We start from the raw sequence: 13893 nt of genomic DNA, 5'->3' as shown, positions 1-13893 counted from the left end.
ACATCTCGCTACGATTTAGTTGAACCGGGGCCGAAAGGTTTTGGGCGGGTTGAGTATACTATTGAAGCTGAAAATCAGCCGCGGCGGGTGATTTTGGTGACGGTGAGGTTTTAGGGAAGGTAGGGACACAGCAGTGCTGTGTCCTCTTTCTGTATTTCTGCGGATACGGACACGGCAATGCCGTTTCCCTACGACAGATACTTTGAAAAAAACTGAAATGCCGATCGACCGTCATACGGATATTCGGTAGGGACACAGCACTGCTCATTGGTGTCAACTTAACGTCAAACCCTGTCAGAGACTGTTGTTTGACGATTAGGCCCAGATCCCCCCTAGCCCCCCTTAAGAAGGGGGGGACAGGAGTCTTCTCAAAGTCCCCCTTCTTAAGGGGGATTTAGGGGGATCGAGACTCAGGTAAAAGCGACATTTATCAAAGGTTTCAGGCTTAAGTTTACACCAATGAGCACTGCTGTGTCCTCTTTCGTAATAGAAGCCGTGCCTAATTTCTGTCATTCTCACTTCATCAAAAGAGCCAGTTGATGAATAACACCAACCGAAGCATCTTCGACAATGATTTCTTTTAGTTGTTCCCCCAAAACTAGCGAAGCATCAATAATTTCTAGTCCAGCCAGTTGACCGTCAGGACTATAATCAGCAATAATGTCTTCACTCAATTCTCGATTTTCCGCTGTTCCAGGTGCTAATGGCAGTAACTCAATGTAGAGAGCATCTACTTCTCGATCGTATAGTATTCTCATGTTTTGAATCCTTTTAATTAGAGTAATAGACGTTGACTGTTACTACTACAATTCTTTCCTGTGCTTCTGTGAAAATTGGCTTAACAGCTTTGTAAGCGTAAAACTGTTGATTAACGGGAGATTGATTGTTAAAATCAAATTGAGCGCGGGCTGAAAACTTACCTTACTTGGCTGGTAGCCAGTTTCCCGAACGAATGGCAACGATCACCTCATTCTCTTCAGCGCCTCGCAGTAACATTCGCTCTCTGGCATGAGTTGAAAAGTAGATTGGTTTGACCATGCAATTTATTTGGTCTCGTTGATGATATTATATTCGGAAAGTTTACTATTTTTGCAGTTGACCAATTAAATCTAATGCTTTTTGAGCATCTGCATTCATTCCTTGAACCCTAAATAAATTAGCCGCTTGCTGCAAATCGGAAATCGCCCCTTTTGTATCTCCCATTCTCACCAAGGTAATCCCTCGGTTAGCAAAAGCCTTAGCATAACTGGGATTGAGTTGAATTGCTTGGGTGTAATCAGCTAAGGCAGAGCGATCGTTATTGATGCGAAATAGCGCTAATCCTCTGTTAAAATAAGTGTTGGCGCGACCGGGATTGATTTGCAGCGCTTGATTGAAATCGTCGATCGCCCCTTTTTGATCGCCCAAATCTGAAAGCGCCAATCCTCGGTTGTTGTAAGCTGCTGCAAAGTTTCTATCCAAACGGATGACTTGAGTATAATCGGCGATCGCCCCCGGTTTATCTCCTAATGCTGACAACACCAGCCCCCGATTGTAGTAAGCGTCAACATAACCGGCATTAAGGGCGATCGCCTTGCTATAATCAGCGATACTTTTTGGCATTTGTCTCAAATCAAAATAAGCCAGTGCTCGATAAAAATAAGCTTCTGAATAATCCGATTGAGTTTGAATCGCTTGCGTAAAATCGGCAACAGCCCCTGACAAATCTCCCTTATCAAACCGAGTCAAACCCCGAACATAATAAGTTTTAGCATCTTGCGGATTGTTCAGCTTCAGAGGTACATTAGCTGTGGGAGAGGTATTTATCAAAATAGCCGATCGATTTAAGCCCGCATCCGATAACTTAGCTATAAAAGTGTTAATAGGAATCGCTGAATTAAATCCTGTTTTAGTAAATGCTAAACCTGTGCGGACTTTTCCGTCTGTGACAGGATCGTAATCGCGATCGCCTTCTCCGTGAACTCCAACTACGCGCCCTTCTCCATCAAATACCGGCCCTCCACTCATTCCCCCTTTCGTAACAGCATTGTAGCGCAAAGTATAACCATCTGAATGATTCGGGAGACGGCTGGTAACAAAGCCTGGTGAAAATTCAAAATTGCGTTCAGTTTGATCTTTTCTGCTAGGCGGAATACTTGGATAGCCAAACACAAAAATTCCTGTACCAACTGTCGCTTGTTCGGAATCGCCTAAAGTCACAACAGGATAAGATTCTGCACTGTTAAATGTTACGACTGCTAAATCTGGAGCATTCTGACCTTTCTGTAATAGTACACTTCTGGTTACTTGATAATCTTTTCCTGTAGATGTGCGAATTGTATAAGTAAATTTAGAATCGACAACAACGTGATTAGCTGTCACTACAGTGTAACTTGTGCCTTTTTTAGCAAGAATAAATCCAGTTCCGCTACTCACCATATTGGGAGATTTACCATTGATTTGAACGGTGACAGATTCAGCTAATTTTGCAATCTCTGGCGAAGACATAGCGAAAATCGGTGCAGGCGCAAACATGACTATTCCTGATACCGCTACTGTTCCTGCTAGGATGCTGGTGAGGGAATCAAACCGCAAATAATTCCTATTCATAGATGATGTTGAAGAGTCAGATTTTTTATACTCCGAATAGTATAGATTAAAATAAAATTTATGAAAACCAGAAATCATGGATATTTTCAGATTATTGCGATTTTTATGACATTTCGTACATTTCGTAATTTTGCCATATTTTATTTGTATATCTTCTAGGTTAGCAACCTCGCACTGCATCCCGAAACAGTTTCAAAGCTTCTTTTTCTTCCGACATTTGCAGGCATCTCCCCAGCAATTCTATATCCAAATCTGGCAAAAGTACGCTCCGAGAAACGCGATCGTAACCCTCCGATTTCAGTTGGTAAATCGAAAACACTCCGTCTTCCCAAAACCAAACTTCCGCTACGTTAAATCGGCGGTAGTATTCCAGTTTATTAATAGTCCGAAGAGTGAAAATAACTTCGATCGCCAAATCAGGTGTTTCTCGCTGCCGCCGATCCTCGCCAAAGTAGTAAGATAAATCAGGTTCCTTGCTGCTGCCTTTTGTTTCCCCTTGGAGTGTAGCGCTACCCGTCGGTCTAAAACTCATATCTTTTTCTACGAAAAACTGACCTAACATTCCTGCCATCATATATTTAATGGTTTCGTGTTCCGGCGAAAGTGTCATAATTTCTACATATCCGTCCAGGTAAGACAAGCGAACACTGCGAGTGTACTCTAGCAAGGAATCCAAAGCTTTGAACTGTTCCCAAGTCATTGATAGCGGCAAAATTAACCGCTGTTCCGGGAGTGCAGTTAATTGGGGGTGAATTGTAGCGGTCATTTATAATTTCTCCTGGTTGGAGTTTCTGTTTCTAGATTAGCTTAGCTTAAAAAAAAAATCAATGAATATTTGAATATTATAGTTTAACCAAAAGTACCGCCAGGGGTTTAAACCCCTGCCGGATTGTCGGACTGCGGGAAATATTTTTTAACACCAGCGACCGCTCTCTTCCACTCAAAAAAAGCCCGTGAAGTGCAGCCATCCCGTAGGAAATAGCCCCTAAAATCAGCCTACAAATATCTAAGCCAAAAACTGGAACTGAGTACCGTTAATTGCCAAAGCAAACGGACTTGCTTGTTCAAAGGAGCCGATTAGTTCAAAGTTGTCCGTGTTTAAAACAATTCCCAAAATTTGTCCGTTTCTTCCGTTCACAACTACCATGTCGTTGATGATTCCGTCGTTATCGTAAGCGATCAAATTGTTGTCAGTGAAGAGGAGGTCTAATTCTGTTAAACCGTCTGTCAAACCGATCCGATCGCCCTCGTCAAAACTAAAATCGGTAATGACATCGGCTCCATTTACGCCAAATTGTTCGTTGCTTCTGAGCACAAATATATCAGCACCAGAGCCTCCCGTGAGCACGTCAACTCCCCGATCGCCCACTAAGAAATCGTTGCCGTCATTGCCGTCTAAATCGTCGTCTCCTTGTCCTCCCCGCAGGATATCGTTCCCGGAGCCTCCAAAAATAATGTCGTTTCCCGCGTCGCCCCTAACTAGGTCGTTGCCATTATTTCCATCCAGGCGATCGTTCTCTTTGCCGCCGTAAATGATATCATTTCCGTCACCACCGCCGATAATATCATCCCCATTATTTCCTAACAGCCGTTCGTTAGAATCCGACGAACCTGCTATCGTATCGTTGCCGTCCAGTCCCCAAACTCCCCACGGAAAAGACGACAAATTTCCATCCTCTACGTCAATCTCATCTGCTGTAGCGAATGCCAAAAAACGCGGCCCGCCGCCAGCAAATACAGGAAATCCAGTCAAATCGCCGATGAGATTGTTAATCGTTAAAGCCATAAGTGTGTCTTTGCCAAAATGGTGATATCTGTATTATAGATTTAAATTACACCTTTGGCAAAGAGCAAGCATTTTTTTGATTTACAGCCATTATTGTTGAATAAATTACCATCGCAAATTGCTAATTATTAATTAGTAATTACAATTTCAAGTTGCTAATGCTGTGCCTCATTCAACCCAAAGCGGCTGTATATTTCGCCGAGGAGTCACATAGCATTAGTCTCGGACACTATCCGCTACGGTTCACCGCTTATAATGGATGTTACTCGCCCGCAAACACGTTAATATCACCTATAACGTCGAGACTCTGAGGTTGTTTGTCAAGAAAAGTAAAATTTTCTCGGCCGATCGTCCGAGAAAATACCCAGTTTCCGATACCAACACACAAACTTTACAAACAGGATCTAAGTTCTTTACATTCGCCATAAATCGCCGTTCGCTCATTCTTTAACAAAATCCACTGCTTTCAGGTGTTTTGCTTATGTCTACTCCTAAATCGTCTTCCCATCAAAACAACAACAACTCCGTAAAATCACGGTCAACCGCAGGTATCGCTCCAACTGAGCAAGACAGTGACAAGATGTCAAGCGAACCAAGCATGGAACAGCTACTGGAAGCTTTGGCGGCCCAAGTACCCAGTCAATCTGCTGAAATTGAAGGCTTGAAAACGTGGAAACAAGATTTTGAGCGACTGTTTCAATTTCTCGGCGATCGCCGCGTTTTAATCGCAGTCATGGAACCGGGAACTTTTGCTCTGCGTTACGCTAACGCGGCATTTTGTCGCTTGGCCGGTTGGGAGGGCACGCCTTTGGTAACTCAATCTAATAACGGTTGGTTTGCAGAAACCAACCTCACTCTGCTGGAACTGTTCGAGGAGCGGGATGTCAAAATGGCAGAGCAATTGTACCGCCGTCACCTTTTGCACTGGGTTTTTAAGCAATTTTATCAAATTGACCTCGACAGTTTGCGGGTGCTAGATGAACCACTCACGGCGAGCGTGAAAAATCCCAAACACCGCGCACCCAAATTTATGGAATTTTGCTTTGGTTCGGAACAGTTGAAAATCACTCGCATTGATTCAAAAATAGATGAATTTGTCGATGTTCATTTAAAATTAATGCCTGTTGCGGAACGGGAAGCTTGGCTGATGCAGCCGAATCAACTGGCAAATTTAGCCGATCGACTAAATTTAGATAATTACCGCGTCGAAGGTTTGCTGCTGCTAGAAGGTTTTGATGTCACCGTGCAGGAGCAAATTCGGCGGCTGACTCAGTTATTGATCGATCGCAATTCGATGCTGCGGCCGGATAAATTTGAGAGCATTGACGGGTGTTTGCGATCGCTCTTTCATGCTGACGGCACTTTGCTGCTGCGCCCCGACGGCGAACAAGTACAGCTATTAGTTGCCAAAGACGACCAAAATTTGCAGCCGATTGTTTATTCAATGCACTCCCTAGAAGCTTCTCACTTTTTCAAGGCCACCGCAGCAAATCAAGTTTGGAACGTGCCCGACTTGCGCCGGGAATGCGAAACCGAGTGCGATCGAGCTTTGCGAAAAATGGGGACTCGATCGATGCTGCTCTTACCGCTGGTGGTCAAATCTGTTACCCGCGAGGGGTGCGGGCAGCGGATTTTGGGCGTGGTGGGGCTGCTGTGCGATCGGCCCAACCAGTTCAACAACATTGACGCTCAACACGCCCAAGAACTCATTCCCGCCTTCATAGCAGCCCTGCGGCAAGCCATGCAGCAGCGGTTTACCCACATTCACAACATTCATCCCGCAGTCGAGTGGCGGTTCGCCCAAGAAGCAGAAAGGCGCAGTTGGGGACTGCCCCCAGAGACGATCGTATTTCCAGATGTTCATCCCCTGTACGGAATTTCCGACATTCGCGGTTCCAGCGACGAAAGAAACCGAGCAATTCAAACAGATTTGCTCGAACAATTCCGCTTGGGTTTAGCCATAGCCGATGCCGTTTGCCAAACACAAACTACCCACCTCGGCGAGCAACTGCGGCTCGACTTGCTCGACTACATCCAGCATTTAAAAGAAAAAGTAACAGTCGATATGGAAGTGCGAGCAGCGGAATATTTAAACGAGCGTTTAGAAGTATATTTTGACTACTTTGTACAGTGCGGCCCTACAGTTCTGGCAGCCGTTGAAGCTTACCGAACCGCCTGCGACAACGAGCACAAATCGGTTTACAGCGATCGTACCCGCTACGATCGAATGCTGAACCTAATCGGCACGAAACTCCAAGAAACCTGGGCCCGCTGGCAAGAAAAAATGCAGCAAATCCTCCCCCACTACTGCGACATCGAATGCACCGACGGCATAGATCACATGATTTATGTCGGAAAGTCGATCGATTCCAAATTTAGCCAATTTCACCTGCACAGTTTGCGGTACGAACAACTGCGAGCAATTTGCGACTGCGGGCGCACAGTTTTTCGCCTGCAAGCCGAGTCTGAAATTAACATGGAACTCGCACATTTAGTTTTAGTGCAGAATACCACCATCGACATCTTTCACAACGAAACCACCGAAAAAATGTTCGATGTCAAAGGCACCCGCGACATCCGCTACGAACTCGTCAAAAAGCGCATCGAAAAAGCAGTTGAGAAAAACGAAGAACAGCGAATTACCCAATCGGGAATGCTAACCATAGTTTATTCAACCGAAGACGAATGGGAAGAATACCAACAATACTTGCGCTACTTGTCGCGGGAAGGTTGGGTAGAGGCAAAAGTTCAGACGGGGATGGTAGAATCACTGCAAGGAGTCAGCGGTTTAAAATTCGCCCGCGTCCGTATTTTACCGGACACGAAATCTCTGGCAGAATATCGCGAAGTTACGGTTATTTCCGATTGACAACAGTCGATAAACCCGGTTAACTTTATGATGCGTCAGGGAGATTTTTTTTAAATCTGCGGTCGCCAGAAACCGGGTTTTTGGGGTTGATAGTTGTGGGGGCAAAAACCCGGTTGCTTCTGGTAATTTCGTGATTTCAGGATGGTTGCCAGAAACCGGTTTTTTTGAGTTGATAGCGCCGAGTAACAGAGTTAATATCAAATCCGGTAGCATCGTCCTGTATTCATATCTCTATTCTCTCTCTGTGTCCTCTGTGTTCTCTGCGGTTAAATCATTCCGATGCAACCGGAAACGACATAACACATATTTAAACATTTGTCAATGCCTAATTATCTCTAAAAAAGTCCGCTGTTCACAGTCTGCATTCGGCAGTATGCAGTTACATTATTAGCTGAATGTAATAAGTGTATTTGATAGGAGTTTTGCCAGTGAACGCTGCCGAACAAGCTAAAAATATTGAACTTACCAGCAAAATTGCTGCGGTTGTTAATTTATTCAAATCGGAATTCCCGGATGCGAAAGTTGATTTGAAACCTTGGATGAATGACGAGGATACCAGGGAACTTGTCGATCCAGATTCGATCGACATTGGCTTCCATTTCCCCGGTAGAAGCCGCTGGTTGCAAAGCCGCAGCATTCTGATTCAAATCCGATTTTACCAAGATCCAGTCGAAGGATCTCGGCGGGCGATCGGCGTTGAGGCTGCAGGCTACGATCATACAGGTCAGCAGTGGCGATTTTCGACGGTGGAAAATTGGGATTTTCTGGGTCAAACCGCACCTGCACCGGAGTCGGCACAAAAAATCAAACACTTTTGCGAACAAATTTTTAATTTGTTCAATCAATCATTCGGCGATTGAAATCGCTTCTACACATACAAAGTCCGCCTCCGCGGACTAAGAAATAAGCCAGATTTAGTCCTTGCTATTATCGCAATTGTCGATCGACCCACAACCAACAGCATAAACTGAATTGTAAGTTGTCGATCGCTTGCCAAACAAAGTATAGCGGTTATCGCGGACTTGTTCGTAAAGGCGATCGCCCATCCACTTCATCCCCGGCATAGCGCGGTAAGCCGCCACAAACACCTCACCAGCAGGCAATATCCGCCCGATTTCCTCCGCCGCATCGCTACCTTGCCACCGTTTTTCGGGATTCTGTGCATCTATCAAAATCATCCCCATTTCGCAGTCTTCAGAACTTATCCCAAAGCGATTTAATCCCTCTAAATCTTGCATAGAAATATACTCAAAATTCTGCCCTCGATCTAAGTTTTCCAGTAACTGCACCAAGGTGACGCAGAGATTGCAATTGCCGTCGTAAATTACCTTATAATTCATTGGTTGAATGTTGAATGTTGAATGTTGACTTTTAGCTGTTATTTGTTAGTTGTTATTTGTTAGTTGTTATTGGGAATTGAGAATGGGAAATTGGGAATTCGTAGCAAGTAACCAATAACCAATAACCAATAACCAATAACCAACAACTAATGACTACTGACTACTGACTACTGACTACTGACTACTGACTACTGCCAACTGCCAACTGCCAACTGCCAACTGACTAATGACTTCTGGTTACAGGAATCTCGATCGCAAATTCCGTACCTCGACCCGGTGCAGAATTGCACTTAAGCTCGCCGCCGTGTTTTTCCACCACAATTTGATAGCTAATAGACAGCCCCAAACCAGTACCTTTCCCCGGTTCTTTCGTAGTAAAAAACGGATCGAACAGCCTTTGATGAACCTCTGGCGGAATCCCCGGCCCGTTGTCAGCAATCCGAATCACAATATGAGAAGGATGCGGGATCGAATCATCAGAAACATCTGAATTTGCCTGCATCAAAATATCCTGTTCGTACTTTACTTCCGTAGAAATACGCAGCGTCGGCGAAGGACAACAAGGAATAGGCACAAGTTCCCCCTCGGCCCACTGTCCAGTCTCCATTGCTTCTTCTAAAGCATCAATTGCATTGCCGATAATATTCATAAAAACCTGATTTAACTGTCCGGCATAACACTGTACGCGAGGCAAATCACCGAACTCTTTGAGCAGCGAAATTTTCGGGTGTCCTGCGGTTTCTTTGAACCTGTGCTGCAAAATCAACAAAGTGCTGTCAATGCCTTCGTGAATGTCAACCTGCTTTTGTTCGGCTTCGTCCAACCGCGAAAAATTCTTTAGCGACAGCACAATTTGACGAATTCGCTCGGCTCCCATTTTCATCGATGTTAAGAGTTTTGGCAAATCTGCGAGCAAGAAATTTAAATCTATATCGTCTATTTCTTCTCTAATTGGCTCTGTTGGTTCCGGATATTCCCGCTGGTAAAGTTGCAGCATTTTTAGCAAGTCTTGAAAGTAATCGTCAGCGTGCATGACGTTGCCGTAAATAAAGCTAACTGGATTGTTGATTTCGTGAGCTACGCCAGCTACTAATTGTCCCAAACTCACCATTTTTTCATTTTGGACCATCATGCTTTGAGTTTTGTGCACGTCCTGCAGGGCTTTCGCCAGTTCTTGATTTTTGGTTCTCAACTGACTTTCCGAAAGCCGCACAGCTTCTTCTGCTTGTTTTTTGGCGGTAATATCTTTGCGAATTGCTACATATTGATGGGGGTCTCCGTTGGGATTTAAGCAAGGTACAATAGTTGTATCCAACCAGAATAATGTGCCGTCTTTAGCTTGATTTTTCATTTCTCCCCGCCAAACATTCCCTTGGCGGATGGTTGACCAAAGCTGTTTGAAAAAATCCGGTTGGTGATAACCAGAATTGACAAGTCTGTGGTTTTTGCCGATCAATTCTTCTCGCTCGTATTTAAAGATTTCGCAAAATTGGTCGTTGACATAGGTAATGACACCGAATTCGTCGGTATTTGAGACGATCGCAGATTGATCTAGTGCAAATTTTTCAAATTCTAATTCTTGGAGAGTTTGGCGCAATTCTGCTTCGGCTTGCTTGCGATCGCTAATATCGGTAATCATCCGCAAAACACCTGAAAATTCGCCTTTGTCATCGAACATCGGTGTCGCCGAGACGATCGCCCACAAGTAAGAGCCGTCAGAGCGAGCAAACTTAAAATCGTGGCGTTCGCGAATGCCTTGCCGCCTGCGCTGCACGTAACTTTCGGCTATTTCGCGAGCCTCCTCACCGATAAACTCAAATAGCGATCGGCCCAGCATTTCCTCCACAGTATACCCCAGCATTTCGGCCATCCGAGAGTTAGCAAAAGTCGTGATGCTGTCGCTGTCAAACATCCACACGCCCTCCGAAGCCGTCTCGACAATGCAGCGGTAATAACTCTCGCTCTCGCTGACTGTTGCCTCTGCTTGCTTGCGATCGGTAATATCGGTTTGCACCGCAATAAAACCTTCTAGTTGCCGGGTTTTTTTATAAATTGGCACGATCGACAGCGCCACCCAATAACCCTTTCCATCCTTACTGTAATTGTAAATTTCCTGATTAAACGTCTCGCCCGCAGCCAAAGCCGATCGCAATTGAGCAATAGTTAGCGCTTCTGTTTGAGGGCATTGCAGCACATCAACCAGTTTGTTTCCCAGCATTTCTGCTAGCCCGTAACCGCTAATCCGAGTAAATCCTTCATTCACCCATTCAATGCAGCCTCTAGCATCAGTAATAATCACACCATTTTGCGTTTTTTGAGCCACGATCGCCAACCGCAGCAATTCTGTTTCAGTTTGTTTGCTTTCGGTAATATCTTGAGCAATACCCAGAATGTACTTAGGCGCACCAGCCTCGTCAAACAAAGGAACCTTTTTATTGTGCAAAATCCGCTTTCCCCGGCGCGGCAGTTGGATAGTTTCTTCTGGAAAATCCACACATTTTCCCGCAGCAAATACTTTTAAATCCTGTGCTTGCAAGTAATTTGACTGCTCTGCTTCCAACAAGTCAGCAGCATTATTTCCCATTACTTCATCGCTGGAGTAGCCAAACAAATTTTCGCTAGCTTTATTCCAATAAATAAATTTTTGTTCCACAGCATCTTTAATAAAGACGCTCACCGGCAGATTTTGCAGTACCGCATTCAAAAAATGTTGAGTGTTTCGCAAATCTTCCTCAGCTCGCTTGCGATCGGTAATATCCCAAATCACTCCGTCGAGATAGACAACCTGAGACAGAGAATTGGCGACCGGCGAAACCGCAGCAGACAAAAAGCCCTCAATTTCCCCTTGTCCCTCTTGTGTTCTCACCTCATCCGCCTCGCAACAAACAGCTCTGCCTTTTTCGCAAACCCAGCTAATTTCGCCGTCAGCCCGGACAATACGGTATTCAAGGATGTAAGGAGTTTTTGCTGCTGCACTTTTTTGGACAGTATCACCGACATTTTTGCGGTCTTGAGGATGGATAATGCTGGCAAAAGAACGGACGCGACCTTTAATAAAATCAGAGGATGGATAGCCTGATATTTCTTGAATTGCCTCGCTCAAAAACGCCATTGTCCGTGTCGGTTCGCCGTCGCCATTACAGTCGCAGCTACAGCGGTAGACAGCACCGGGAATATTAGCTACTAAATTTTTATATCGTTCTTCGCTGCTTAATAAAAATGAGCTATCTTCCTGATGGCGGTCGCCTTTCTTAAAATTAGAAGAATTTGATGAAATTTGCATGATGTGTGTCACTTGTGAGTGCGGGGGGGCAAGTGTTAGAGTAGATCCCTGTATTAAAAATGAATTGAATTGGCGCAATAATCCGCTATAAACTAATATAGTACAAAATTACTTGTGCGAACATTCAGAAAATTTAATCCCGGCTAATAGGCAGAGCTAATCAAGGATATTATGTAAAAGACACAAGGCAGTTCGGCAACGCATTTGATAGCGAATGCAAAGGGATTTAACGCATTGATGTTCGGCAAAGATTTTTCCGATTCTCCCCCTCAGACCATCTTTCCGCGCGATCGAAGCCGCTGCAGTCATTTCCCCCAATCCCCCACTCTCGTTAGAATAAGATAAGTTGCCTTGCTACCGATCGCCCTCAAACAAAAAACCATGACTCAACAACAACCCCGGATTTGCATTCTCGGCGGAGGCTTCGGCGGACTCTACACAGCCCTGCGCTTGAGTCAGTTGCCCTTCTCCAAAACCGAAAAACCCGAAATCGTCCTAGTCGATCGGCGCGATCGCTTCCTGTTCGTTCCCCTGCTGTACGAACTCCTCACCGGCGAACTCCAAACCTGGGAAATCGCCCCGCCTTTTGCCGAAGTCTTGGAAGGCACAGGCGTGCGGTTTTGTCAAGGCACTGTCTCCGGCATCGATGTAGACAACAAGCGAGTGGAATTACGCGACGGGCCAGAAATTCCGTGCGATCGCCTCGTTTTAGCTTTGGGCGGCGAAACCCCTCTAGATACGGTGAAAGGAGCGGTTGAATACGCTTACTCGTTCCGCAGCCTAAACGACGCTTACCGCTTAGAAGAAAGACTGCGGTTTCTCGAAGCCAGCAATACCGACAAAATTCGGGTGGCGATCGTCGGTGCCGGTTATTCGGGAGTAGAATTAGCTTGTAAATTAGCCGATCGACTCGGAGACAAAGGCCGCATCCGGTTAGTCGAACAAAGCAATACAATTCTGCAGACATCGCCAGAGTTCAACCGCGAAGCAGCCAACAAAGCACTAGAAAAACGCAAAGTGTGGATCGACTTAGAAACATCAGTAGAGGCGATCGAATCCGACACCATATCCTTACTGTACAAAGGACAATTAGACGTTCTCCCCGTAGACATAGTATTGTGGACAGTAGGAACTCAAGTCAGTCAAGCAGTGCGATCGCTCCCCCTCAAACAAAACCAGCGCGGTCAACTAATAGTGAATTCGCAGATGCAAATAATCGACCATCCAGACATATTTGCCTTGGGAGACTTAGCAGAATGTCACGATGCAACCGGTCAAAAAGTCCCCTCCACCGCTCAAACAGCATTCCAGCAAGCCGACTACACCGCCTGGAACATTTGGGCCTCGTTGAGCGATCGTCCATTACTACCTTTCCGCTACCAGCCGCTAGGAGAAACGATGACATTAGGAATAGACAACGCCACCCTCACAGGTTTAGGAATCAAACTCGACGGACAACTAGCACACATTGCTCGCCGCCTAGCCTATCTCTATCGGATGCCAACATTTGACCACCAAATAAAAGTTGGTTTCAATTGGATTAGCAAGCCGATTCAAGAATTGCTGAAAAAGTAATAGATAAGACGGCGAATAGAATTCGCGTCTACACAAACGATGTCCGCCTCCGCGGACGGAAAAAAATAACTTAATTCCATTCGCCCAATCTTCTTCTGATTCTTCAACCTGCGGAGGCAGGTTTTGTTTGTAATTGCTCGTTACCAGGCTGTGCCTGGTAATGCAGATCCGGAGGCTCTGCCTCCTTTGATCTCGCAACTTAAAGGAGAGAGGACTGTAGGAGGTGCTTAAGTTATTAAATTTTCATTCCTAAGCTGTCGCGCCAATAAACATTGCATATTTAGGGCGGGCTAAGCTGTTGTGCACTTAAATTGTATATTTTGATGACAAGAAAAAATCGTCAAATCCTCTCCCCCTCTCCCCCTCCATCGCCATACACAATCTATACGAGCAACAGCTTAGAAGCCCACCCCACAAGAATTTTATTGTTTTGTGACACACAGTAATAGAT

Annotated in this window: 9 protein-coding genes; 3 read left to right on the top strand and 6 right to left on the bottom strand. The window is 45.2% G+C overall.

Annotated features, from left to right (window positions below):
- Positions 1–515 precede the first annotated feature (515 nt).
- From WBA89_RS08890 to WBA89_RS08875, 4 genes are all read right to left on the bottom strand, one after another.
- Positions 516–758, bottom strand: coding sequence for a DUF2283 domain-containing protein (locus WBA89_RS08890; RefSeq protein WP_424405726.1), 243 nt, complete (start codon positions 756–758; stop codon positions 516–518).
- Between the two features lie 325 nt (positions 759–1083).
- A complete protein-coding gene (locus WBA89_RS08885; protein WP_424405724.1) occupies positions 1084–2589 on the bottom strand; it encodes a tetratricopeptide repeat-containing S1 family peptidase in 1506 nt (501 codons plus the stop codon).
- Positions 2590–2749: 160 nt separating this feature from the next.
- On the bottom strand, positions 2750–3355 hold the full coding sequence (locus WBA89_RS08880) for a Uma2 family endonuclease (protein ID WP_424405722.1): 606 nt from the start codon (positions 3353–3355) through the stop codon (positions 2750–2752).
- A 240-nt stretch (positions 3356–3595) separates the two neighbouring features.
- Positions 3596–4375: a calcium-binding protein gene (locus tag WBA89_RS08875; RefSeq protein WP_424405720.1), complete on the bottom strand. Its 780-nt coding sequence runs from the start codon at positions 4373–4375 to the stop codon at positions 3596–3598.
- A 580-nt stretch (positions 4376–4955) separates the two neighbouring features.
- Between WBA89_RS08875 and WBA89_RS08870 the strand changes: the two genes are divergently transcribed.
- Entirely contained in the window at positions 4956–7244 is a 2289-nt protein-coding gene (locus WBA89_RS08870) for a GAF domain-containing protein (RefSeq protein ID WP_424405718.1), read from the top strand.
- Between the two features lie 428 nt (positions 7245–7672).
- Positions 7673–8104: a hypothetical protein gene (locus WBA89_RS08865; protein ID WP_424405716.1), complete on the top strand. Its 432-nt coding sequence runs from the start codon at positions 7673–7675 to the stop codon at positions 8102–8104.
- Between the two features lie 54 nt (positions 8105–8158).
- Here the strand turns inward: WBA89_RS08865 and WBA89_RS08860 are convergent, their stop codons facing one another.
- Both WBA89_RS08860 and WBA89_RS08855 read right to left on the bottom strand, forming a co-directional pair.
- Entirely contained in the window at positions 8159–8584 is a 426-nt protein-coding gene (locus WBA89_RS08860) for a thiol-disulfide oxidoreductase DCC family protein (RefSeq protein WP_424405714.1), read from the bottom strand.
- 223 nt (positions 8585–8807) lie between these two features.
- Positions 8808–11867, bottom strand: a complete 3060-nt coding sequence (locus WBA89_RS08855; RefSeq protein WP_424405712.1) for a PAS domain-containing sensor histidine kinase — start codon at positions 11865–11867, stop codon at positions 8808–8810.
- 381 nt (positions 11868–12248) lie between these two features.
- On the opposite strand from WBA89_RS08855, the gene WBA89_RS08850 reads away from it, so the two are divergent.
- Positions 12249–13442: an NAD(P)/FAD-dependent oxidoreductase gene (locus tag WBA89_RS08850; RefSeq protein ID WP_424405710.1), complete on the top strand. Its 1194-nt coding sequence runs from the start codon at positions 12249–12251 to the stop codon at positions 13440–13442.
- Positions 13443–13893: the final 451 nt, after the last annotated feature.

Source organism: Microcoleus sp. (assembly GCF_049646505.1).
Taxonomy (GTDB): domain Bacteria; phylum Cyanobacteriota; class Cyanobacteriia; order Cyanobacteriales; family Microcoleaceae; genus Microcoleus.
The sequence above is the reverse complement of the archived record's forward strand: the minus strand, read 5'-3'. Positions and strand labels throughout refer to the sequence as shown.

Excerpts from the sequence above, each read along its gene's own strand:
- WBA89_RS08890 (WP_424405726.1), bottom strand. The coding sequence starts at position 758 with ATGAGAATACTATACGATCGAGAAGTAGATGCTCTCTACATTGAGTTA.
- WBA89_RS08885 (WP_424405724.1), bottom strand. The coding sequence starts at position 2,589 with ATGAATAGGAATTATTTGCGGTTTGATTCCCTCACCAGCATCCTAGCA.
- WBA89_RS08880 (WP_424405722.1), bottom strand. The coding sequence starts at position 3,355 with ATGACCGCTACAATTCACCCCCAATTAACTGCACTCCCGGAACAGCGG.
- WBA89_RS08875 (WP_424405720.1), bottom strand. The coding sequence starts at position 4,375 with ATGGCTTTAACGATTAACAATCTCATCGGCGATTTGACTGGATTTCCT.
- WBA89_RS08870 (WP_424405718.1), top strand. The coding sequence starts at position 4,956 with ATGTCAAGCGAACCAAGCATGGAACAGCTACTGGAAGCTTTGGCGGCC.
- WBA89_RS08860 (WP_424405714.1), bottom strand. The coding sequence starts at position 8,584 with ATGAATTATAAGGTAATTTACGACGGCAATTGCAATCTCTGCGTCACC.
- WBA89_RS08855 (WP_424405712.1), bottom strand. The coding sequence starts at position 11,867 with ATGCAAATTTCATCAAATTCTTCTAATTTTAAGAAAGGCGACCGCCAT.
- WBA89_RS08850 (WP_424405710.1), top strand. The coding sequence starts at position 12,249 with ATGACTCAACAACAACCCCGGATTTGCATTCTCGGCGGAGGCTTCGGC.